The organism is Streptomyces sp. NBC_01549, assembly GCF_026339955.1.
In the GTDB taxonomy this organism is placed as follows: domain Bacteria; phylum Actinomycetota; class Actinomycetes; order Streptomycetales; family Streptomycetaceae; genus Streptomyces.
On sequence record NZ_JAPEPW010000001.1, the window covers coordinates 1,291,955 to 1,312,796 of the forward strand.

17 protein-coding genes are annotated in these 20,842 nt (G+C 70.5%); 10 read left to right on the forward strand and 7 right to left on the reverse strand.

Annotated elements, in window-relative coordinates; translation table 11 throughout:
* Nucleotides 1–29 precede the first annotated feature (29 nt).
* A complete protein-coding gene (locus OG819_RS05420; RefSeq protein WP_266431354.1) occupies nucleotides 30–1,232 on the reverse strand; it encodes an acetyl-CoA C-acetyltransferase in 1,203 nt (400 codons plus the stop codon).
* Nucleotides 1,233–1,378: 146 nt separating this feature from the next.
* On the opposite strand from OG819_RS05420, the gene mce reads away from it, so the two are divergent.
* The 5 genes from mce to OG819_RS05445 all read left to right on the forward strand — a co-directional run bounded on the left by mce (nucleotide 1,379) and on the right by OG819_RS05445 (nucleotide 8,997).
* A complete protein-coding gene (gene mce, locus OG819_RS05425) occupies nucleotides 1,379–1,819 on the forward strand; it encodes a methylmalonyl-CoA epimerase (protein ID WP_266628700.1) in 441 nt (146 codons plus the stop codon).
* A gap of 265 nt (nucleotides 1,820–2,084) precedes the next feature.
* Nucleotides 2,085–5,936 (forward strand): polarized growth protein Scy, encoded by a 3,852-nt coding sequence (scy, locus tag OG819_RS05430; RefSeq protein ID WP_266648281.1) that lies wholly within the window; start codon nucleotides 2,085–2,087, stop codon nucleotides 5,934–5,936.
* Between the two features lie 183 nt (nucleotides 5,937–6,119).
* Complete coding sequence (locus tag OG819_RS05435; RefSeq protein ID WP_266628696.1) at nucleotides 6,120–7,055, forward strand: cellulose-binding protein; 936 nt, start codon at nucleotides 6,120–6,122, stop codon at nucleotides 7,053–7,055.
* 218 nt (nucleotides 7,056–7,273) lie between these two features.
* Entirely contained in the window at nucleotides 7,274–8,224 is a 951-nt protein-coding gene (locus tag OG819_RS05440) for an ABC transporter ATP-binding protein (protein WP_266648283.1), read from the forward strand.
* Nucleotides 8,225–8,226: 2 nt separating this feature from the next.
* Complete coding sequence (locus OG819_RS05445; RefSeq protein ID WP_266648285.1) at nucleotides 8,227–8,997, forward strand: ABC transporter permease; 771 nt, start codon at nucleotides 8,227–8,229, stop codon at nucleotides 8,995–8,997.
* Nucleotides 8,998–9,001: 4 nt separating this feature from the next.
* Here OG819_RS05445 and OG819_RS05450 read toward each other — a convergent pair whose 3' ends face one another.
* Nucleotides 9,002–9,271 (reverse strand): hypothetical protein, encoded by a 270-nt coding sequence (locus tag OG819_RS05450; RefSeq protein ID WP_266648286.1) that lies wholly within the window; start codon nucleotides 9,269–9,271, stop codon nucleotides 9,002–9,004.
* 783 nt (nucleotides 9,272–10,054) lie between these two features.
* Here OG819_RS05450 and OG819_RS05455 point away from each other — a divergent pair.
* The 3 genes from OG819_RS05455 (at nucleotide 10,055) to OG819_RS05465 (ending at nucleotide 13,246) form a co-directional block, all read left to right on the forward strand.
* Nucleotides 10,055–10,954 carry a hypothetical protein gene (locus OG819_RS05455; RefSeq protein WP_266648287.1) on the forward strand — a complete coding sequence of 300 codons (900 nt, stop codon included), beginning with the start codon at nucleotides 10,055–10,057 and terminating at the stop codon, nucleotides 10,952–10,954.
* A 214-nt stretch (nucleotides 10,955–11,168) separates the two neighbouring features.
* The gene (locus OG819_RS05460) at nucleotides 11,169–12,404 is read left to right on the forward strand and encodes an ABC transporter ATP-binding protein (RefSeq protein ID WP_266628688.1); all 1,236 of its coding nucleotides are present in this window, start codon (nucleotides 11,169–11,171) and stop codon (nucleotides 12,402–12,404) included.
* On the forward strand, nucleotides 12,401–13,246 hold the full coding sequence (locus OG819_RS05465; protein WP_266628686.1) for an ABC transporter permease subunit: 846 nt from the start codon (nucleotides 12,401–12,403) through the stop codon (nucleotides 13,244–13,246). Before OG819_RS05460 ends, OG819_RS05465 begins: the two co-directional genes overlap by 4 nt.
* Nucleotides 13,247–13,268: 22 nt before the next feature.
* Here OG819_RS05465 and OG819_RS05470 read toward each other — a convergent pair whose 3' ends face one another.
* The gene (locus OG819_RS05470; RefSeq protein ID WP_266431374.1) at nucleotides 13,269–13,601 is read right to left on the reverse strand and encodes an ATP/GTP-binding protein; all 333 of its coding nucleotides are present in this window, start codon (nucleotides 13,599–13,601) and stop codon (nucleotides 13,269–13,271) included.
* Between the two features lie 220 nt (nucleotides 13,602–13,821).
* Between OG819_RS05470 and OG819_RS05475 the strand changes: the two genes are divergently transcribed.
* On the forward strand, nucleotides 13,822–14,850 hold the full coding sequence (locus tag OG819_RS05475; RefSeq protein ID WP_266648288.1) for an LLM class flavin-dependent oxidoreductase: 1,029 nt from the start codon (nucleotides 13,822–13,824) through the stop codon (nucleotides 14,848–14,850).
* Between the two features lie 261 nt (nucleotides 14,851–15,111).
* Here the strand turns inward: OG819_RS05475 and OG819_RS05480 are convergent, their stop codons facing one another.
* Nucleotides 15,112–15,504, reverse strand: a complete 393-nt coding sequence (locus tag OG819_RS05480; protein ID WP_101400700.1) for an SCO5389 family protein — start codon at nucleotides 15,502–15,504, stop codon at nucleotides 15,112–15,114.
* 244 nt (nucleotides 15,505–15,748) lie between these two features.
* Between OG819_RS05480 and nucS the strand changes: the two genes are divergently transcribed.
* Nucleotides 15,749–16,420, forward strand: coding sequence for an endonuclease NucS (nucS, locus tag OG819_RS05485; RefSeq protein WP_266431380.1), 672 nt, complete (start codon nucleotides 15,749–15,751; stop codon nucleotides 16,418–16,420).
* 96 nt (nucleotides 16,421–16,516) lie between these two features.
* Here the strand turns inward: nucS and OG819_RS05490 are convergent, their stop codons facing one another.
* From OG819_RS05490 to OG819_RS05500, 3 genes are all read right to left on the reverse strand, one after another.
* A complete protein-coding gene (locus OG819_RS05490) occupies nucleotides 16,517–19,105 on the reverse strand; it encodes an ATP-binding protein (RefSeq protein WP_266648290.1) in 2,589 nt (862 codons plus the stop codon).
* 268 nt (nucleotides 19,106–19,373) lie between these two features.
* Complete coding sequence (locus OG819_RS05495; protein WP_261707178.1) at nucleotides 19,374–19,697, reverse strand: STAS domain-containing protein; 324 nt, start codon at nucleotides 19,695–19,697, stop codon at nucleotides 19,374–19,376.
* A 193-nt stretch (nucleotides 19,698–19,890) separates the two neighbouring features.
* Nucleotides 19,891–20,739: a 3-hydroxyacyl-CoA dehydrogenase family protein gene (locus OG819_RS05500; RefSeq protein ID WP_054233213.1), complete on the reverse strand. Its 849-nt coding sequence runs from the start codon at nucleotides 20,737–20,739 to the stop codon at nucleotides 19,891–19,893.
* Between the last annotated feature and the right edge of the window lie 103 nt (nucleotides 20,740–20,842).

The window sequence follows — 20,842 nt, forward strand, 5'->3', positions numbered from 1 at the left end:
CCGGGGTCGTACGGAAAGGGACAACGGCTTCAGGCCTTGGGTACCCGCACGATCAGCGCGTCACCCTGCCCACCGCCACCGCACAGTGCCGCCGCGCCGACCCCGCCGCCGCGCCGCTTGAGCTCGAGGGCGAGGTGCAGGACGAGGCGGGCGCCGGACATCCCGATCGGGTGACCGAGGGCGATGGCGCCACCGTTGACGTTCACCTTTTCCGTGGATACGCCGAGGTCCTTCATTGACTGCACGGCGACCGCGGCGAACGCCTCGTTGATCTCGATCAGATCGAGGTCGGAGACGTCGAGGCCCTCCTTCTTCAGGGCGTGCAGGATCGCGTTCGAGGGCTGGGACTGGAGGGAGTTGTCCGGACCCGCGACGTTCCCGTGCGCGCCGATCTCGGCGATCCACTGGAGACCGAGCTCCTGCGCCTTGGTCTTGCTCATCACGACCACGGCCGCGGCGCCGTCGGAGATCTGCGACGAGGTGCCCGCCGTGATCGTGCCGTCCCGGGTGAAGGCGGGGCGCAGCTTGGCCAGCGACTCCGCCGTGGTCTCGGCGCGGATGCCCTCGTCCTTGCTGAAGACGACGGGCTCGCCCTTGCGCTGCGGAATCTCCACGGGCGTGATCTCCGCCTCGAAGATGCCGTTCTTCTGGGCGGTGGCCGCGCGCTGGTGCGAGAGGGCCGCGATCTCGTCCTGCTCCGGTCGGGCGATGCCCAGGCGCGTGTTGTGCTTCTCCGTCGACTCGCCCATGGCGATGTTCTCGAAGGCGTCGGTGAGACCGTCGTACGCCATGGCATCGAGCATCTCGATCGCGCCGTACTTGTAGCCCTCGCGGGACTTGGGGAGCAGGTGGGGCGCGTTCGTCATGGACTCCTGGCCGCCCGCGACCACGATGTCGAATTCACCCGCGCGGATCAGCTGGTCCGCGAGTGCGATGGCGTCGAGGCCGGACAGACACACCTTGTTGATCGTGAGCGCCGGGACACTCATCGGGATGCCCGCCTTGACCGCGGCCTGGCGTGCCGGGATCTGCCCTGCCCCGGCCTGCAACACCTGGCCCATGATCACGTACTGCACCTGGTCGCCGCCGATCCCCGCACGGTCGAGGGCGGCCTTGATCGCGAAGCCTCCGAGGTCGGCCCCGGAGAAGGACTTCAGCGAGCCCAGCAACCGTCCCATGGGCGTTCGGGCGCCCGCGACGATCACCGAGGTACTGCTGTTCGTTCCAGACATGAGGTGCGATCCCCTTACCGGCTGCACAGCCGAGGAGTGAACGAGGGTTTACTTGAATGTACTGAGCGGTAGGCCACCCGTCATCCGGCAGTCAGTGTGATCGCGCGCACGTTGCGTAACCGCCGTATGAGCGCTGCACTGACTCCATGCTGACGCGAATCGACCACATCGGTATCGCCTGCTTCGACCTCGACGCGACTGTCGAGTTCTACCGGGCGACGTACGGCTTCGAGGTCTACCACTCCGAGGTCAACGAGGAGCAGGGCGTGCGCGAGGCCATGCTCAAGATCAATGAGACGTCCGACGGCGGCGCCTCCTACCTCCAGCTCCTGGAGCCGACCCGCGAGGACTCGGCCGTCGGGAAGTGGCTGGCGAAGAACGGGGAAGGCGTCCATCACATCGCGTTCGGTACGGCGGACGTCGATGCCGATGCCGCCGATATCAGGGAAAAAGGCGTACGAGTCCTCTATGACGAGCCCCGGCGCGGCTCCATGGGCTCCCGAATCACGTTCCTTCACCCCAAGGATTGCCACGGTGTCCTGACAGAACTGGTCACTTCGGCGGCTGTTGAGTCACCTGAGCACTGACCTCCGTATATCTGGGCCGGTAGGGTTGGGGGCGGCCGCTGCCTTTTCGGGGCGGCCCAGGGCCTGTCCGGCGACGGGCCCTGAGGTCATGCCGTCCTGGGGGCGGTGTGGTCAAGGGCCGGGGTCCAGGTTTCGGGGGACGAGCGTCGGGGCGACAGCCCGTGCTCCGCTGTTGATCTGACACCATTCCCCGGGGGCCCCGTTCGGCGGATGGACGGGGTTCGTTTGGAGAGACTTGCGACCAGGGGACGGATGGGACCGCGCAGTGCGGGGCTACGAACGCCAGGAGCGAGAGCCGGCGGCTGACGTCGACCACCTCTCTCGGTTCGAGGCCGAGATGGAACGGCTGAAGACCGAGCGGGAGAAGGCCGTCCAGCACGCCGAGGACCTCGGCTATCAGGTCGAGGTGCTGCGCGCCAAGCTGCACGAGGCGCGCCGCAGTCTGGCGACCCGGCCTGCCTACGAGAGCGGTGGCGACCTCGGCTATCAGGCCGAGCAATTGCTCCGTAATGCCCAGATCCAGGCCGATCAGCTGCGCGCCGACGCCGAGCGCGAGATGAGCCAGGCCCGGGCGCAGACGCAGCGCATCCTCCAGGAGCACGCCGAGCAGGCCGCCCGGCTGCAGGCCGAGCTGCACCAGGAGGCGGTCGCGCGCCGCCAGCAGCTCGACCAGGAGCTCGCCGAGCGCCGTCAGACCGTCGAGTCGCACGTCAACGAGAACGTGGCGTGGGCCGAGCAGCTGCGCGCCCGCAGCGAGCAGCAGGCCCGCCGGCTCCTGGAGGAGTCGCGCACGGAGGCGGACCAGGCGCTGAGTGCCGCCCGCGCGGAGGCCGAGCGGATCGCCGCCGAGGCCCGCCAGCGGCTCACGAACGACGCCGAGTCGGCCCGCTCGGAGGCCGAGGCGCTGCTGCGCCGGGCACGCACGGACGCCGAGCGGCTGCTGAACGCCGCGTCGATGCAGGCCCAGGAGGCCACCGACCACGCCGAGCAGCTGCGCAGCTCCACCGCGAACGAGTCGGACAGCGCCCGCCGCCAGGCCACCGAGCTGAGCCGGGCCGCCGAGCAGCGCATGACGGAGGCCGAGTCGGCGCTGCGCGAGGCGCGGAGCGAGGCCGACAAGGTCGTCGCCGAGGCGAAGGAGGCCGCGGCCAAGGCTCTGGCGAGCGCCGAGTCGGCGAACGAGCAGCGCACGCGGACGGCGAAGGAGCAGGTCGCCCGGCTGGTCAGCGAGGCCACCAAGGAGGCCGAGACCACCAAGTCCGACGCCGAGCAGGCCGTCGCGGACGCCAAGGCCAAGGCCGAGAAGATCGTCGCGGAGGCCGAGGAGACCGCGCGCAGCCTCACCGCCGAGGAGACCGCCTCCCAGCTCTCCAAGGCGGCCCGTACGGCCGAGGACGTCCTCAACAAGGCGTCCGAGGACGCCAAGGCGACCAGGAAGGCCGCGGCCGAGGAGGCCGAGCGGATCCGCACCGAGGCGGAGACCGAGGCGGACAGGCTGCGTGCCGAGGCGCACGACATCGCCGAGCAGCTCAAGGGCACGGCGAAGGACGACACCAAGGAGTACCGCGCCAAGACCGTCGAGCTGCAGGAGGAGGCGCGCCGGCTGCGCGGCGAGGCCGAGCAGCTGCGCTCCGACGCGAACGCCGAGGGCGAGCGGATCCGCTCCGAGGCCCGGCGCGAGGCCGTCCAGCAGATCGAGGAGGCGGCCAAGACCGCCGAAGAGCTGCTCGCGAAGGCCAAGGCGGACGCGGACGAGTTCCGGAACACGGCCACCAGCGACAGCGAGCGGGTACGCACCGAGGCCATCGAGCGTGCCACGACGCTGCGCCGCCAGGCCGAGGAGACCCTGGAGCGCACGCGCAAGGAGGCCGAGCGCAACCGCGAAGAGGCCGTCGAGCTCTCCGAGACGATCAAGGCGGAGGCCGAGCGGGCCGCCGAGGCGCTGCGCGAGGAGACCGAACGCGCCATAGCGGCCCGTCGCACGGAGGCCTCCGAGGAGCTGACCCGGCTGCACACCGAGGCCGAGCATCGGCTCACCTCGGCGGAGCAGGCGCTGAGCGACGCTCGGGCGGACGCCGAGCGGATCCGCCGCGAGGCCGCCGAGGAGAGCGACCGGCTGCGTTCCGAGGCCGCCGAGCGGATCCGTACGCTGCAGGCGCAGGCCGAGGCGGAGGCGGAGCGGCTGCGCAACGAGGCCGCCGCGGACGCCTCCGCGTCGCGCGCCGAGGGCGAGAACATCGCCGTACGACTGCGGTCGGAGGCCGCGGCGGAGGCCGAGCGGCTGAAGTCGGAGGCCCAGGACAGCGCCGACCGGGTACGGGCGGAGGCCCAGGCCGCGGCCGAGCGGCTGGCGACCGAGGGCGCGGAGACGCTGGCCGCCGCCCAGGAGGAGGCCGCCCGGCGCCGCCGCGAGGCCGAGGAACTCCTCGGTTCCGCGCGCCAGGAGGCCGACCAGGAGCGCGAGCGGGCCCGCGAGCAGAGCGAGGAGCTCCTCGCCTCCGCGCGCAACCGTGTCGACGAGGCCCAGGCCGAGGCCGTACGGCTGGTCGAGGAGGCCGACCGGCGCGCGACCGAGATGGTCTCCAGCGCCGAACAGACCGCGCAGCAGGTGCGCGACTCCGTGACGGGGCTGCACGAGCAGGCCCAGGAGGAGATCACCGGTCTGCGCAGCGCCGCCGAGCACGCTGCGGACCGCACCAGGACCGAGGCGCAGGAGGAGGCGGATCGGGTCCGCGCCGACGCCTACGCGGAGCGGGAGCGGGCCGCCGAGGACGCGAGCCGTATCCGGCGCGAGGCGGCCGAGGAGACGGACGCCGCCAAGTCCCTCGCGGAGCGCACGGTCTCGGAGGCGATCGCCGAGTCCGAGCGGCTGCGTTCGAAAGCCTCCGAGCACGCCCAGCGGGTGCGCGCCGAGGCCTCCGACGCCATCGCCAACGCCGAGCAGGACGCTTCGCGCAGCCGCGCCGAGGCCCGGGAGGACGCGAACCGGATCCGTTCGGACGCGGCCACGCAGGCGGACACGCTCATCAATGAGGCGCGCTCCGAGGCGGAGCGGCTGACGAACGAGACGAACGCCGAGGCCGAGCGCGTACGCGCGGAGTCCGTGGCCAAGGCCGAGCGGCGCATCTCGGATGCGACCGGGGACGCGGAGCGGCTGCGCGCCGAGGCCGCGGAGACGGTCGGTTCCGCGCAGCAGCACGCCGAGCGGATCCGCAGCGAGTCCGAGCGCCTCAAGGCCGAGGCGGAAGCGGAGGCGGAGCGGCTCACGTCCGGCGCCCGCGAGGAGGCGGACCGGACGCTGGACGCGGCGCGCCAGGAGGCCAACAAGCGGCGCTCCGAGGCGGCCGAGCAGGTCGACACCCTCATCTCGGAGACGGCGTCCGAGGCGGACAAGCTGCTCGCCGAGGCGCAGCAGAGCGCGCAGAAGACCACGGCGGACGCCGAGTCCCAGGCCGACACGATGGTGGGCGCGGCGCGCAACGAGGCCGAGCGGCTGGTCTCCGAGGCGACCGTCGAGGGCAACACCCTGGTGGAGCGCTCCCGTGCGGACGCGGACGAGCTGCTGATCGGCGCGCGCCGGGACGCGACCGCCATAAGGGAGCGGGCGGAGGAGCTGCGCGACCGCATCACCACCGAGATCGAGGCACTCCACGAGCGGGCCCGGCGTGAGTCGGCCGAGACGATGAAGACGGCCGGCGAGCGCTGCGACGCGCTGGTGCGGGCCGCCGAGGACCAGCTCGCCGAGGCCGAGGCGAAGGCGAAGGACCTGGTCTCGGAGGCCAATTCCGAGGCGAGCAAGGTCCGTATCGCCGCGGTCAAGAAGGCCGAGGGGCTCCTCAAGGAGGCCGAGCAGAAGAAGAGCTCGCTCATCGCCGAGGCGACGGAGATCAAGGCCGAGGCCATCCGCGAGGCGCGGGCCGCGGTCGAGGAGGGCAAGCGCGAGCTCGAGGTGCTGATCCGCCGGCGCGAGGACATCAACGCCGAGATCTCCCGTGTCCAGGACGTCCTGGAGGCGTTGGAGTCCTTTGAGGCCCCGTCCGCGGGCAAGGACGGTGGGGTCAAAGCGGGCGCTGCCGCCGGCGCAACTCGTTCGGGTGGCAAGTCATCAGAGGGATAGCCAGAACCACCCATTCCGTGCTTTGTGCGGATCTTTGCCACAGGTTCTGGCAAGCCCTCTGACAGTTAGCCACCCAAAAGGAGTCTCATTCTCCAGATCAAACACGTATCCGCTCGATGACACACCGCTTTGGCCCCTAGGATTCCCCTTATCACCTCACCGGTCTCATTCGACAGGAACCCCATGAGCGACACTTCCCCCTACGGCTTCGAGCTTGTGCGGCGTGGGTACGACCGCGCTCAGGTGGACGAACGCATTTCGAAGCTCGTCTCCGACCGTGACAGCGCTCTGGCCCGTATCACTGCTCTCGAGAAGCGCATCGAGGAGCTCCACCTCGAGACGCAGAACGCCCAGGCCCAGGTCAGCGACGCGGAGCCGTCGTACGCGGGTCTCGGCGCGCGCGTCGAGAAGATCCTCCGCCTCGCCGAGGAGGAGGCGAAGGATCTGCGCGAGGAGGCCCGTCGCGCGTCCGAGCAGCACCGTGAGCTCGCCGAATCGGCCGCCCAGCAGGTCCGCAACGACGCGGAGTCGTTCGCCGCGGACCGCAAGTCCAAGGCGGAGGACGAGGGCGTCCGGATCGTCGAGAAGGCCAAGAGCGACGCCTCGCAGCTGCGCCAGGAGGCGCAGAAGGACGCGCAGTCCAAGCGCGAGGAGGCGGACGCCCTCTTCGAGGAGACCCGCGCCAAGGCCGCGCAGGCCGCCGCCGACTTCGAGACGAACCTCGCCAAGCGCCGCGAGCAGTCCGAGCGTGACCTGGCGTCGCGTCAGGCCAAGGCCGAGAAGCGCCTCGCGGAGATCGAGCACCGCGCGGAGCAGCTGCGCCTGGAGGCGGAGAAGCTGCGCACGGACGCCGAGCGCCGCGCCCGCCAGACGGTGGAGACGGCCCAGCGCCAGGCCGAGGACATCGTGGCCGACGCGAACGCCAAGGCCGACCGCATCCGCTCGGAATCCGAGCGCGAGCTGGCGGCGCTGACGAACCGTCGCGACTCGATCAACGCGCAGCTCACGAACGTCCGCGAGATGCTCGCGACGCTCACGGGCGCCGCGGTGGCCGCCACGAGCACGCCGGCCGAGGACGAGCCGATCTCCCGCGGGGTTCCGGCCCAGCAGACCCGGTAGTTCCGGTCCAGTTCCTGGTATCGGCTCCGGCCCGCACCCCTCCTCGGGATGCGGGCCGTTGTCGTGCCCCGAAAGGGGCGCGGGGCTGTGACATTTCGCGGCTGGGCCGCGTGGGCGCGACAAGCCACGATGGCGCAGCGGTCGGAGACCGGTGAACAGGCGGCGAACACGCTCCCGCCCAAGTGGCACAGCCCCGGACCCCGTCCTACCGTGGCCGCATGATCGAGCTCGAGGGGCTGACCAAGCGGTACGGCGAGAAGGTGGCGGTCAACCATCTGACCTTCACCGTCAGACCCGGCATCGTGACGGGGTTCCTCGGTCCGAACGGCGCGGGCAAGTCCACGACGATGCGAATGATGCTCGGCCTCGACCGCCCCACCGCGGGCGACGTACGCATCGACGGGAAGCACTACGACCACCTCAAGGACCCGTTGAAGTACATCGGCGCCCTGCTGGACGCCAAGGCCATGCACGGTGGCCGCAGTGCCTTCAACCACCTCCTCTGTCTCGCCCAGAGCAACGGCATCCCCAGGGCACGGGTGGACGAGGTCCTGGACACCGTGGGCCTCACCTCGGTGGCCAGGAAGAAGGCCAAGGGCTTCTCGCTCGGCATGGGTCAACGACTCGGCATCGCGGCCGCGCTCCTCGGCGACCCGCGGATCCTGATGTTCGACGAGCCGGTCAACGGCCTCGACCCCGAAGGCATCCACTGGATCCGCAACCTGATGAAGTCGCTGGCCGGCCAGGGCCGTACGGTCTTCGTGTCGAGTCATCTGATGAGCGAGATGGCGCTGACCGCGGACCACCTCGTCGTCATCGGCCAGGGACGTCTCCTCGCCGACACCTCCATGGCCGACTTCATCGCGCAGAACTCGCGGTCGTACGTCCGTATCCGCTCCCCCCAGCGCGAGCGGCTGCTCGACGTCCTGCACGGGGCGGGGATCACGGTCGTCGAGGCCGGCAGCGGGACGCTGGAGGTGGACGGCCCGAAGTCCGAGCACATCGGTGAGCTGGCCGCGCAGCACCAGCTCGTGCTGCACGAGCTGAGCCCTCAGCAGGCCTCCCTGGAGGAGGCGTTCATGCAGCTCACCGCGGAGTCGGTGGAGTACCACGCGCACACCGAGGCCCCGTCCCAGCAGTGGGGCGGCGGCTGGGACAAGGAGACCTGAGCATGGCGGCGACCCAGGTCCTCAAGTCCGAGTGGACCAAGATCCGGTCCGTCGCGTCCACCGTGTGGACGCTCAGCCTCGCCGCGGTGGTCACCATCGCGCTCGGCATCCTGATCTCCCTGCTATCGAAGAACGAGTTCGACAAGATGGGCGACAGGGACCGGCTCTCCTTCGACCCGACGTTCATCAGCTTCGCGGGGATGACCCTCGGTCAGCTCGCGATGATCGTGTTCGGGGTGCTCGTGGTCGGCAACGAGTACAGCACCGGCATGATCCGCACCTCGCTGGCCGCGGTCCCGCAGCGCGGCACGTTCCTCTTCAGCAAGGTCGCGGTGGCGGCGGGGCTCGCCCTCGCCGTCGGCATGATCACCAGCTTCATCGCCTTCTTCCTGGGGCAGGCGGCGCTCGGCACGCACAGCGCGTCGATCGGCGACCCCGGAGTGCTGCGCGCGGTGCTCGGCGGCGGCCTCTACATGACGTTGATCGCGGTCTTCTCGATGGGCGTCGCGACGATGCTGCGCAGCCCGATGCTCTCGCTCGGCATCCTGATGCCGTTCTTCTTCCTGATCTCCAACATCCTCGGCGCGGTGTCCGCGACCAAGAAGATCGGCCGCTATCTGCCCGACCAGGCCGGCAGCAAGATCATGCGAGTGGTGACCCCGATCGGCGACGACACCCCGTACGGACCCTGGGGCGGCCTCGCGATCATGGTGCTGTGGGTGGTCGCGGCGCTCCTCGGGGGTTATCTGGTGCTGAAGAGGCGGGACGCCTAAACACTCAGGGCCCGGGGTTCTCGCCGTTCGGGTGGGGTTCCAGGGCGTCGAAGTCCGTCCAGCCCTCCCAGCGCCATACGTCCTTGTCCAGGTCGGGCTGGAGCGACACGAAGCGGCCGAGTTCGAACTCGCCCGCCTCCAGGTCGAACCAGCGCTCGTCGGCGACCTCGGTGCCCAGGCCCACGGTCCGCGCCGTCAGCCGCACGAGGAGCTTGACTCCGTACGAGCCGGACAGGTCCTTGCCCTGGATGCGCCGGAACGGCAGTGCGGCCACCGGCGCCAGGCCCTCCGGGGCACAAAAAAACCGGCCGCGAGCCAGGCCAACCCGCTGGGCGGGCTCGACTGGCTCGCGGCCGAGGACCTTCAGCCACTGCTTTTGGAGCTCTCTCCGTCGAATTGACCGGAGACTCTCCCCTGGATCGCTCCGGGGAGTTTGACGGCGCTTATGTCCGTCCGGCGATGATCCTCCCGACCGCCGAGCGGGTGCGAGAACCCCGCTTTGCTCCAGCAGCTTGGCTATCACTGCTGGATGGCCGCGCTATAGCAGAGAGCGGCAGCTCGGGGCCTCCGCCTGGACGGCTGTACGACAGACAGACCATGACGACGAAGGACCGAAGTGTCGCAGACGAGCTGAGGTTTCCTGGGAGTTCCCGGTGTGCTCGGATCCCCCTGGAAAGCGGCCCGTTGCACTGAGCAGGGTATGGACTCCTGCCAATGGGCCACATGCCGTCGCCGCTGGGTACGGTACGGGTGCTCATCGTGTGCGGTACCTGCCGCCTGCACCATCGCTGGCCGCGACGGTTCGGAAACTGGGGTAGCCGCCCCGCCGGACACTTTCCGCCCGGTGTGGACCCAGGCGGGGCGGGGACCCCGCGTCGCTTTCCTGGGCACGGGGCGGATTCTCAATGAGGCCGGAAATGCTCCAACCCTCGACACCACGCACGCTACCGCGTCCACAATTGTGCTCCGCCACCCCAGCGGAAACACTCACCGGAAAGTGTCGCGGCCTTCCGGTTCCGCCACACCAAACGAGAAGGCCTGATAAGTAGCTACGCCCATGAAGCCGAACAACCCGCCCCGCAGAACCCTCGAGGCGCTGGGACTGGACGACGTGCCCGCCAAGCAGCCGCTCACCTACCCCGGCCGTCCCACCACCGAACCCTCGCTGCTGACCGGCGGCGAACTGCTCCAGCTCGACGTACGGCCGCTGCGGCTCGGCGAGTGGTACGTGGAGGAGCGCCAGGAGCAGCAGCGGCTCGACGAGGCGCTCGCCGACCTCGGCCAGGTCGGCACCGGGCACCGCTACCCGGTGATCGCCGTCGGCTCCAACGCCTCCCCCGGCCAGGTCGCCCACAAGCTGACCCGGCTCGGTATCCCGGCGACGGTGCCGATGGTGCCGGTGCGGGTGCGCGGCATCGGGGTGGGCTGCTCGGGGCACATCAGTCCGGCGGGGTACGTGGCGGGGACGCCGTACGTCGACCCGCGCGCTGAGACCACGCTCGTCGTCACCTGGCTGGACTCGACGCAGCTGAAGGCGGTCGACGACACCGAGTTCCCCGACTACCGGCGGGCGATACTCCCGGGCGACGCCTTCGCGATGACGATGCCCTCGGGGGAGCGGCTCGGCGGCGCGTACATCTACTTCAGCGCGCACGGGGTGCTCGCCGACCCGGCCACCGAGCAGCCGCGTCCGGGCGGCGGCGACCAGGCGGAGCTGCTCGCCGCGCTGCTGGCCGGCTCCGCGCGGCTGCGTGAGCTGCTCGGCCCCGACCCTGCCAGCTGGGTCCGGCGCGCCGGAGCCGACCGCGCGCTGCGCGAGCGGGGCACGCTCGTCTTCGGTGAGGAGGGCTGGGTACTGCCGCAGACGGACTTCCTGCCGTACGTCGACGACACGGCCGAGCTGCGGCTGTACGACGACCTGCCGCCGCTGGACGGCTCGCTCCCCCGTCGGGCGTGAAGGGTGCGTTTCCGGCCTGACCAGGCACGACGGGTACCTGACAAAGGCTAGGGGCGCGGGTAAGGCTCCAGGTGAGACCCTTACCTCACCCGCCCCTCGCGTGACCTGCACATTTTTACTTTCTCTTGAGTGGAACCGTCAGCGCCCCGATATTCTCCTAACCCTTACGGGGGCGTGCGCCCCGACGTCCTGAACCTTTCGATGGGTGCGGAGAATGATCGAGGCAGTCGGCCTGACGAAGCGCTACGGCGCCAAGACAGCCGTGTACAACCTTTCCTTCCAGGTGCGGCCGGGTGCCGTCACCGGCTTCCTCGGGCCCAACGGCTCGGGCAAGTCGACAACGATGCGGATGATCCTCGGCCTCGACAACCCCACCTCGGGGCAGGTCACCATCGGCGGCTTCCCCTACCGCAAGCTGCCCAACGCGCCCCGCCAGGTCGGCGCGCTCCTCGACGCCAAGGCCGTGCACGGCGGTCGGCACGCCCGCAACCACCTGCTCTGCCTCGCCCAGCTGTCGGGCATCCCGGCCCGCCGGGTGGACGAGGTACTCGGCGTGGTCGGGCTCCAGGACGTGGCCAAGAAGCGCTCCAAGGGCTTCTCGCTCGGCATGGGACAGCGGCTCGGCATCGCGGCCGCGCTCCTCGGGGACCCTCAGGTGCTGCTCTTCGACGAGCCGGTCAACGGCCTCGACCCCGAGGGCATCCTCTGGGTCCGCAACCTGATGAAGGCGCTCGCGGCGGAGGGCCGCACGGTCTTCGTCTCCTCGCACCTGATGAGCGAGATGGCGCTGACCGCCGACCACCTGATCGTGATCGGCCGCGGTCAGCTGCTCGCCGACCAGAACATCAAGGACTTCATCTCGCACAACTCGGCCGACTTCGCCCGGGTCCGCACCCCGGAGACCGAGCCGCAGCAGCGCGAGAAGCTGACCGCCGCGCTCACCGAGGCGGGCGGCCAGGTGCTGCCCGAGCAGGACGGCGCGCTGCGCGTGATGGGCCTGCCGCTGCCCCGTATCAGCGACCTCGCGCACTCCGCCGACGTACGCCTGTGGGAGCTCTCTCCGCATCAGGCCTCGCTGGAGGAGGCGTACATGCGGATGACGCAGGGCGCCGTCGACTACCGCTCGACCATCGACCAGAAGGCCGGGCTCCAGCAGGAGCTGCCGCCGGGTGCCATGCCGCCGCCGCAGCTGCCGGTCGCGGGCCAGGGCCAGCCCGGCTGGTACGCACCGCCGCCGCCCCAGCAGGGCGGGCAGCCGTTCGCGATGCCGCAGGGCGCCCCACAGGCGGGTCCCTACGGCGCTCCGGGCACCCCGGGTGCGCCGGGTTCCGCGGACGTCAACCCGTACGCCCAGCCCTCGCCGCAGACCCCCGCGCAGCCGCCCGCCGCGCTCCCGGCGCCCGCCGCGCCCGCCGCCGCCGACCTGACCAAGCCCGAGGACGCCCGATGAGCACGCCCCCGCCCCCGATGCCGCAGCAGACCGCCGGGGCCCCCGTCTGGCAGGCGGCGCCCGGCACGGCGTACAGCTCGCCGATCCCGGTCACCCGCACCCACCTCGGCCACGCGCTCGCCTCCGAGTGGACGAAGATCAAGTCGGTGCGCTCCACGCTGTGGACGCTCGGCACCTTCGTGCTCCTGGTGGTCGGCATCGGCTTCCTGGTCGCCGCGCAGACCCAGGACTCCGACTTCGGCGACGTGCCGTACACGGTCCCGGCCTTCTTCGGGCTGATCCTGGGCCAGATCTGCCTGATCACGCTGGGCGTCCTCGTCGTCTCCTCCGAGTACGGCACGGGCATGATCCGGACGACGTTCACGGCCTCGCCGCAGCGCCACCGGGTGCTCACCGCCAAGCTGATCATCTTCTTCGCGGTGGCGTTCACAGTCTCCGCGCTCTCCATAGGCCTGGTCGGCCTCATGACCTCGGCCATGCACGGCGGTTCCTCGAACGTCTCGTGGGGCGGCACGGTCATCAAGGGCGCGCTGTACGTCTCGCTGCTCGGCGTCCTGTCGCTCGCGGTGGGCTCGATGCTGCGGCACTCGGCGGGCGCGATCACCACGATGCTCGGCGTCGTGCTGGTACCCGCGATCATGCCCGCGTTCCTGATGATGTCCCAGAGCATGCGCACGATCGGCGAGAAAATGCAGGAGTACGCCGCTCCCAACGCCCTCGCCAAGGTCTTCGAGCTGGACAGCGAGAACGGAGGCGGCGGCGCACAGCTCGGCCTGCTCGCCGGAGTGACGGCGGCGGCGATCGCCGGCGCGTACCTACTGCTGGAGCGCCGGGACGTGTGAGGCCGCTCCCACCTGAAGTCGCCTAGAACTTCGGCGCGTTACGGGGCCGCTGCACCCTCGAGGTGCGGCGGTCCTTCGCGTTCCAGCAGGCCTTGTGCCAGTGGCGGCGGTCGTCGACGCCCGAGTGCTCCGGCCAGGCCACCACGTGCGGAACGCCGGAGGGGATCATCTGGTCGCAGCCCGGGCAGCGATAGGTCTTGCCCTCGGCGCTGGCGCCCGCCACATGACGCACGCTCCACTCCTCGCCCTGCCAGCTCTCCGTGGACTGCCAGCCGCCGTACCTCCCGGAGCGGTCGTCCTCCGCGCTCCGGCCGGAGGAGTCGGAACCCTTGGGACGGTTGCGACGCGGGGACACAGGACACCTCACGGAGCTATACAGGGAGCAGGGGCTTCTCCAGCCTACGCGGCGCGCACAGGGGTAGTCGTACTCCGCCAACCCCCTCAGATCGCCCTCCCGTCGACTCATTCTGCAGACAATCCGCAAATCCCTCCGACAGGCCGTGTCCTCGGCACGTGTCGGGCGGTTATGCCGGTGGGGGAGCTCCGCGTCGGAGCCGAGGAAGCAGGAAAGCACCATGCACGTTGGAAGTTTTGTACTGGCGGCCCAGTTCCCGGGCCAGGGCCAGGGGGAGGCCCTGCACCGGGCGGTGCGCACGGCCGAGGTCGCCGAGGAGTCCGGGCTCGACGCGGTGTGGCTGGCCGAGCACCACTTCGTACCGTACGGGACGTGCCCGTCGGCGGTCACCCTCGCCGCCCTGCTGCTGGGCCGCACCAGCCGCATCCGCGTCGGTACGGCGGTGAGCGTACTGCCCACCGTCCACCCCGTCTCCCTCGGCGAGCAGGCCGCGCTGCTGCACGTGACGTCCGGCGGCCGTTTCACGCTGGGCGTGGGGCGGGGCGGACCCTGGGTGGACCTGGAGGTCTTCGGCTCGGGACTCGAGGCGTACGAGAAGGGGTTCCCGGAATCACTGGATCTGCTGGTGCGCTGGCTGCGCGAGCCGTCCGTGGAAGGGCGCGGCGAGCGGTTCAGGTTCCGTGAAGTGCCCGTCGTGCCCCGGCCGTCGGAGGCGCTGAGCTGCTCCCCCGGCCCCGAGGTCGTCGTCGCCTGCACCTCACCGGCGAGCGTACGGCTCGCCGCCGAGCGGGGACTACCGATGCTCCTCGGCATGCATGTCGGTGACGAGGAGAAGGCCGAAATGGTGTCCCTGTGGCGACAGTTGGCGCGTGTGGCGGGCCGTTCGACGGACGAGATTCTCGGCGCGGCCCATGTCTCGGCCGGCGTCTGTCAGATCGCGGACCGTCGCACCGACGCCGTCGAGACGCTCCTCAAGGCGATGCCGGGCTGGCTGAGGCAGGGGCTGGAGGCGCATGTGACGGTCGACGGCCGCGCCCGCGCGATGCGGGACCCGCTGGCGTACACGGAACTTCTCTGCGGGCTGCACCCGGTGGGCACGCCGCGCCTGTGCGCCGACCGTCTCGCCGCCACCTCGGAGCGCACCGGTATCTCCCGCTTCGCCCTCCTCGTCGAGGGCTCCGGCGATCTGGCGGCCACAGAGGAGAACGTCCACCGGCTCGGCACCGAGGTACTCCCCCACCTCGGCTGAGACGGTTCACCGCGGACGACGTGGGCCCGGGAGAGGGTGCGGGCGCCCTGGGCCCACCGACGCTCTCCAGGGCCCCACAACCGGCTTGTCCCGCCCCGCGGCCCGGACAACTCGGTCTCCCCGACCCGACGCACACACCCACTCACGATCCGCGTCCCGCCGTCGGCCAGGGGACCCGGCGACCCTGGGGGAGCCTGCCGCCCCGTACAAATGCACCTCCCGCGTACGGAGCGGCAAGCAATTCAGCATCAAGGCGTCACGTCAGCAGTCTCGGAACTCCGGCGACTGGTTCAGCAGCTGACTGCGCACCGAGGTGAAGCGTGCCAGCGTGTCGTCCACTGAGGCGTCCAGTGGGAACACCGCCACCCGATGGCAGTTCTGGAAGGCCAGCCGCACACCGAAGTGCCGCTGCAGCGCGCCGCGTATCGCGTCACTCGCGAGCGCACGCAGCAGCTGGCCACGCGCCTGCTCGTCCGGCGGAGGCGTCTGGTTGTCGGCGAAGTTGCCGCCGTCCACCTTCAGCTGAGCCACCAGGGAGCTGATCATCTCCCATGCGTAGGGCAGGGAGGTCCGGACGCAGTCGACGAATTCTGCTTCGTCGACCTCGCCTCGCTCGGCCTTCTCGAGTAGGGCCGGTGAGACGTCGAGCGACATGGGTTCTCCTCTCGCACCCCCAGACCTCGGGGGTTGCCGGACAGGTAAGGGACATTCGCGATGTCCAACACTCTGAGTACACGCATCGCGACCTCCCGTTTATACGGTAAGCAACGTACGGTGACGGCACCAGGAGAATGCCCACATAGCGAACTCTCACTAGGCCCACAATCAGCCACGACCGAACAGGCGTCTTCCAGGGCGAATCGCGTGGACCTCTGCCCGTCGAGTAGCGTTGCGGACCATGCGTCTCGTCATTGCCCGCTGCTCCGTTGACTACGCGGGCCGGCTCACCGCCCATCTCCCGTCGGCCCCCCGTCTCATCCTCGTGAAGGCGGACGGCAGCGTCTCGATCCACGCTGACGACCGGGCCTACAAGCCCCTCAACTGGATGTCGCCGCCCTGCACCCTGAAGGAGGGCTCCGGCGACGAGGAGGGCGTCTGGACCGTCATCAACAAGGCGGGCGAGAAGCTCATCATCACGATGGAGGAAGTCCTCCACGACTCCTCGCACGAACTCGGAGTGGACCCCGGTCTGATCAAGGACGGCGTGGAAGCGCACCTCCAGGAGCTCCTCGCCGACCGCATCGAAACCCTCGGCGAGGGCTACACACTCATCCGCCGCGAGTACATGACGGCCATCGGCCCGGTCGACATCCTGTGCCGCGACGGCGAGGGCCAGACCGTCGCCATCGAGATCAAGCGACGCGGCGAGATCGACGGCGTGGAGCAGCTCACCCGCTACCTGGAGTTGCTCAACCGCGACCCGCACCTCGCGCCGGTCCGCGGCATCTTCGCCGCCCAGGAGATCAAGCCGCAGGCCCGCGTCCTCGCCACGGACCGCGGCATCGGCTGCACGGTCCTGGACTACAACGCGCTGCGCGGCATCGAGGACGACAAGCTGCGGTTGTTCTGATTCGAACGACTTTGACTCAATCGGCCATGTAGTTCGCCGGTCACGAGTGAGGGCCGGGTCCGATGTCGGACCCGGCCCTCACTCGTGTCGCGGTACTCAGATCACCGAGCCACCGGGCGAACCGTCGGCACCACCGCTCGCCGGAACACTCGCGGATCTGCTTTGCGGAGCGCTGGCAGTGGTGCTCGCGGGGACGCTGGAGGCGGGGCCACTGGCGGTGTCGGTGGTCGACGGCGTCGTCGTCGGGGTGGGCGTCGGAGTGGGCGTCGGAGTGGGCGTCGGAGTGGGCGTCGGAGTGGGCGTCGGTGTGTCCGACGGCGTCTGGGTCGGCGTCTTGGACGGAGTCTGCGAGGGCGTCTTGGTCGGCGTCTTCGACGGGGTCTTGGAGGGCGACTTGGACGGCGACGTCGACGTACCGCCTCCGCCTCCCCCCTTCGTCCCACTCGGACTGTCCGAAGGCTGCCGGCTCGTGCTCGTCGGCGGCGTCGGGTCGTCCGAGGTCCCGTACGTGCCGTCGGGGCCCGGATCGGTCGGCGCGGTCACCACGGCCGCGTCGCCGTCGTCCCCACTGCCCTTCTTCGCCTTGTCGGCGCCGAGGCTGCCGTCCTGGCTGCCCTGACTGGCCGAGGGGTTGACGCCGACCTTCTCGGACGGGTTGTCGGTGTTGTTGTTCGAGGTCGCGCCGAGCGTCACCACGGTGCCCAGCACGGCGACGAGGAGCGCGCCCGCGCCCGCGGCCACCAGGTTGCGCCGGGTGCCGGTCACCAGACGGCTGCCGACGCCCACGCGCTTGGACGCCGGGCCCGGTTCGACCCGGTTGGTGACCAGCGTCGAGGGCTCCCCGGCCGGGGCGGACAGTACGAACGCGGCAGGTACGCCACCGGGCGGCGACGCCGACTCCTCGTGCCGCGCGTCGGGCACCTCCTCGCCCGCCGCCGTACGCCCGCCGGGCAGTACGGCCCCGGAGCGGTCGGCGACCAGTGCGAGGGCGCGACGGCCCGCGACGGTGCCACGCTTGTCGACGAGGGCGCCGCGCAGCCCGATGGAGGCCTCCAGCTCGGCACGGGCCCGGTCCAACTCGCCGCCGCAGAGCGCGAGGATCCCCAACTCGTGGTGGAAGTAGGCCTGTTCGCCGACCTCACCAGTGAGCCGGGAGGCCTCGGCACCGAAGTGCAGCGCGCGTTCCCAGGCGTTCCAGTTCAGTCCCGCGGCGAACGCGGGCGCGGCCGTGCGGGCCAGCTGCACGGCTACGCTCTCGTCCTGCTCGTCGGCCGGGGGCGTGGTGAGCGGCACCAGGACGGTGAGAGCGGCGAGCACGGCGTCGGCCTCGGCACAGACCCGCTCCGGGGTGACCGAGGGATGTCCGGCCCACCAGGTGTAGTGCTGGGCCGCGGTGCGGGCCTGCTCCTCCACCCCGTCGGCGTACCCGGCGGCCTCCAGCTGCGCCTGCACACCGGCGGCGAGCCGGTAGCGGGAGCCGACCGGGGAGACCAGCGCGCAGTCCGCCAGTTCGGCGAGCGCGGCGTCGGCGTGGGTGTCGTCCACGAGGGCGGGCAGATGCGTCTGGTGCGGCACCTCACCGCCGAGCGCGATGGCGAAGCGCAGGGTGGCACGGGCCGACCCGCTCAGCCGGGAGGCGAGCAGTGCGGCGGGCGCGGCCCCCTCGGCGAGCGAGGGCAGCGGTACGTCGTGGCCGTCGGCGGCCTCGAAGGGCGCGTCGACCGGCAGGTCGACCGGGGCGTCCTGAAAGACGCCGAAGTCGTCGAAGGCGCTCTCCTTGGCCTGCAGCTGGTCGCGCTGCCGCAGCAGGGCGCCGGCCTGCATGAAGCGCAGCGGCAGGCCCTCGGACTCGAACCAGAGGTCACCCGCCCAGTTCGCCTCCTCCTCGGTCAGCACGCGTCCGACGGTCCGCTCCAGGAGCTCCAGGCCGCCGCTGCGGTCGAGTCCGCCGAGGAAGATCTCTTCGAGGAGGGAGTCGGTGGACGGCGCGGGGACGTCGGGGGTCGCGGCGATGACGAAGGCGCACTCGGGTGTGGCGTCGAGGAGTTCGTCGAGCGCGGTGCCACCGATCTCCACGTCGTCGAGGACGACGACCGCGCCGATCCCGTGGACGAATTCGAGCAGTTCGTCCCGTTCGGGGCGGTACAGGGGCGCGTTGTGAACCGCGGCGAACAGGTCGTACAGCAGGTCGGTCGCCGTGCGCCGGTATCCGGAGAGGCGGACGACGCCGTCGGGGGCGAGGTCCGCGCAGTCGTCGGCGACGGCGTCGAGCAGGCTGGTGCGGCCGGAGCCCGCGGGGCCGGTGAGACGTACGGAACGCCCGCGCGCCAGCAGGCGGACGAGCCGCTCGCGCTCCTCCTGGCGCTCCAGGAGCGGCAGTCGGGGCCGGGCGGGTCCCGGCGGTACGGGCGGCAGGGCGGCGCGAGCCAGTTCGGCGCGCTCGGCCGCGCTGAACTTCGTGGGCCGCTGCGGCCGCTCTCCCGGCGGGCAGACCTCTATCTCACTGCCGTCGACAGGGTTGACGGTGAGCAGGAAGTCGCCCGAGACGAGTTGGACGGTACGGGCGAGTGCGGGTGTGTGCTGGCCCAGGTCGGCGGTGAGCGCATCACGTGGCGGGCGCGAGCGAGGCGCCTGGCCGTCGTTGTCATGGCCGTACTCTTCGGGTCCCCGGTTGTTCGGGTCCATGTTCCAAGCCCCCCAAAAGCGTCGTGTGCGGATCTTGTCGCCGGGAGTCCGGTGACACCCAGGCCCCTCCCGGCCTTGCTGCACACCGCGCTGTCGCTTCTGGTCCGGTGCCCGCTCGTAGGGTTTCGGGTGGCGGGCAGCCGAACCCTAAACCTGCGCACAGTATCTCCGACAGGTCGGGGTACCGCGCCGCCCGAGACGTCACAGTCTCGTGAGGATTGTGCGCGAGGTACGTTTTCGTACGCCGTTTCAGGACGCGTGCGCCGGGTCACACCCGGGGCAGTGACTCGACTCCGATGCCGCCCTCGATCGCGAGGATCCGGTGCAGTCGGGTGGCCACCAGCAGACGCTGCATCTGTGGTGGTACGCCGCGCAGCACGAGCCGTCGGCCGCACCGCCCGGCCCTTCGGTGGGCCCCCATGATGACACCGAGGCCGGTGGCGTCCCAGGAGTCCAGCTCGGACAGGTCCAGCACCAGGTCGCCGGCTCCGTCGTCGACGGCCGAGTGCAGGACCGTACGGGCGTCCGCCGCGCTGCGTACGTCGAGGCGGCCCCCGACGACCAGCTCGGCGTGGTCGCCCCTGATGTACATATGCGCTCCCCGAGAGTGCGTCTCGTAGTCTGCGTCAGCGTCAGTCTGCGTTTTGCGTGTGCACCGTCTGACTGCCTTGAGGCCGCAGAGGTTGCCGTCTGTGAGCGAACCGATACCGAATTCACCTCATGGGGTGAAACCCCAGAGGCACGTGCGGTTTCCGTGACGGGTGATGCTTGATGACTCGCGTGATTCAGTGCTTGTAGAAGCCCTGCCCGCTCTTGCGCCCGATGTCACCGGCGTCAACCATCCGGCGCATCAGCTCCGGCGGGGCGAACTTCTCGTCCTGGGTCTCGGTGTAGATGTTGCCGGTGGCGTGCAGGAGGATGTCGACGCCCGTGAGGTCGGCCGTGGCGAGCGGGCCCATGGCGTGACCGAAGCCCAGTTTGCAGGCGAGGTCGATGTCCTCGGCGGTGGCCACGCCGGACTCGTACAGCTTGGTGGCCTCGACGACCAGCGCCGAGATGAGGCGGGTCGTCACGAAGCCGGCCACGTCACGGTTGACGACGATGCAGGTCTTGCCGACGGACTCGGCGAACTCCCGTGCGGTGGCGAGGGTTTCGTCGCTCGTCTTGTAGCCGCGCACCAGTTCGCACAGCTGCATCATCGGCACGGGCGAGAAGAAGTGCACGCCGACGACCCGCTCCGGGCGCTCGGTGGCCGCGGCGATCTTGGTGATCGGGATGGCGGAGGTGTTCGAGGCGAGCACGGTGTCGTCCCGCACGATCTTGTCGAGCGCGCGGAAGATGTCGTGCTTGACCTCGAGCTTCTCGAAGACGGCCTCGACGACGATGTCCGCGTCCGCGGCGGCGTCGAGATCGGTGGTCGCGGTGATCCGGCCGAGCGCGGCATCGGCGTCGTGCGCCTCGAGCCTGCCCTTGCTCACGAACTTGTCGTACGAGGCCTTGATGCCGTCGATGCCGCGCGTGAGCGCCTCGTCGGTGACATCGCGCAGAACGACGTCCCAGCCCGCCTGCGCGGACACCTGGGCGATACCGGACCCCATGAGCCCGGCTCCGATGACGGCGAGCTTCCCTGCCACTGTGCGACTCCCCTGACGCGCTGTTTATATCTGCCTCTCGGGCGGACACTAGCGCTCGTGAGGGCCTGTGTGAGGAGTAAGTAATGCGTGTCACGGTCTCACG

Coding starts and splice junctions, on each gene's coding strand:
- OG819_RS05475 (WP_266648288.1), top strand. CDS start 13,822: ATGCACGTTGGAAGTTTTGTACTGGCGGCCCAGTTCCCGGGCCAGGGC.
- OG819_RS05455 (WP_266648287.1), top strand. CDS start 10,055: ATGAAGCCGAACAACCCGCCCCGCAGAACCCTCGAGGCGCTGGGACTG.
- mce (WP_266628700.1), top strand. CDS start 1,379: ATGCTGACGCGAATCGACCACATCGGTATCGCCTGCTTCGACCTCGAC.
- nucS (WP_266431380.1), top strand. CDS start 15,749: ATGCGTCTCGTCATTGCCCGCTGCTCCGTTGACTACGCGGGCCGGCTC.
- OG819_RS05435 (WP_266628696.1), top strand. CDS start 6,120: ATGAGCGACACTTCCCCCTACGGCTTCGAGCTTGTGCGGCGTGGGTAC.
- OG819_RS05420 (WP_266431354.1), bottom strand. CDS start 1,232: ATGTCTGGAACGAACAGCAGTACCTCGGTGATCGTCGCGGGCGCCCGA.
- OG819_RS05490 (WP_266648290.1), bottom strand. CDS start 19,105: ATGGACCCGAACAACCGGGGACCCGAAGAGTACGGCCATGACAACGAC.
- OG819_RS05460 (WP_266628688.1), top strand. CDS start 11,169: ATGATCGAGGCAGTCGGCCTGACGAAGCGCTACGGCGCCAAGACAGCC.
- OG819_RS05465 (WP_266628686.1), top strand. CDS start 12,401: ATGAGCACGCCCCCGCCCCCGATGCCGCAGCAGACCGCCGGGGCCCCC.
- OG819_RS05480 (WP_101400700.1), bottom strand. CDS start 15,504: ATGTCGCTCGACGTCTCACCGGCCCTACTCGAGAAGGCCGAGCGAGGC.
- OG819_RS05445 (WP_266648285.1), top strand. CDS start 8,227: ATGGCGGCGACCCAGGTCCTCAAGTCCGAGTGGACCAAGATCCGGTCC.
- OG819_RS05440 (WP_266648283.1), top strand. CDS start 7,274: ATGATCGAGCTCGAGGGGCTGACCAAGCGGTACGGCGAGAAGGTGGCG.
- OG819_RS05495 (WP_261707178.1), bottom strand. CDS start 19,697: ATGTACATCAGGGGCGACCACGCCGAGCTGGTCGTCGGGGGCCGCCTC.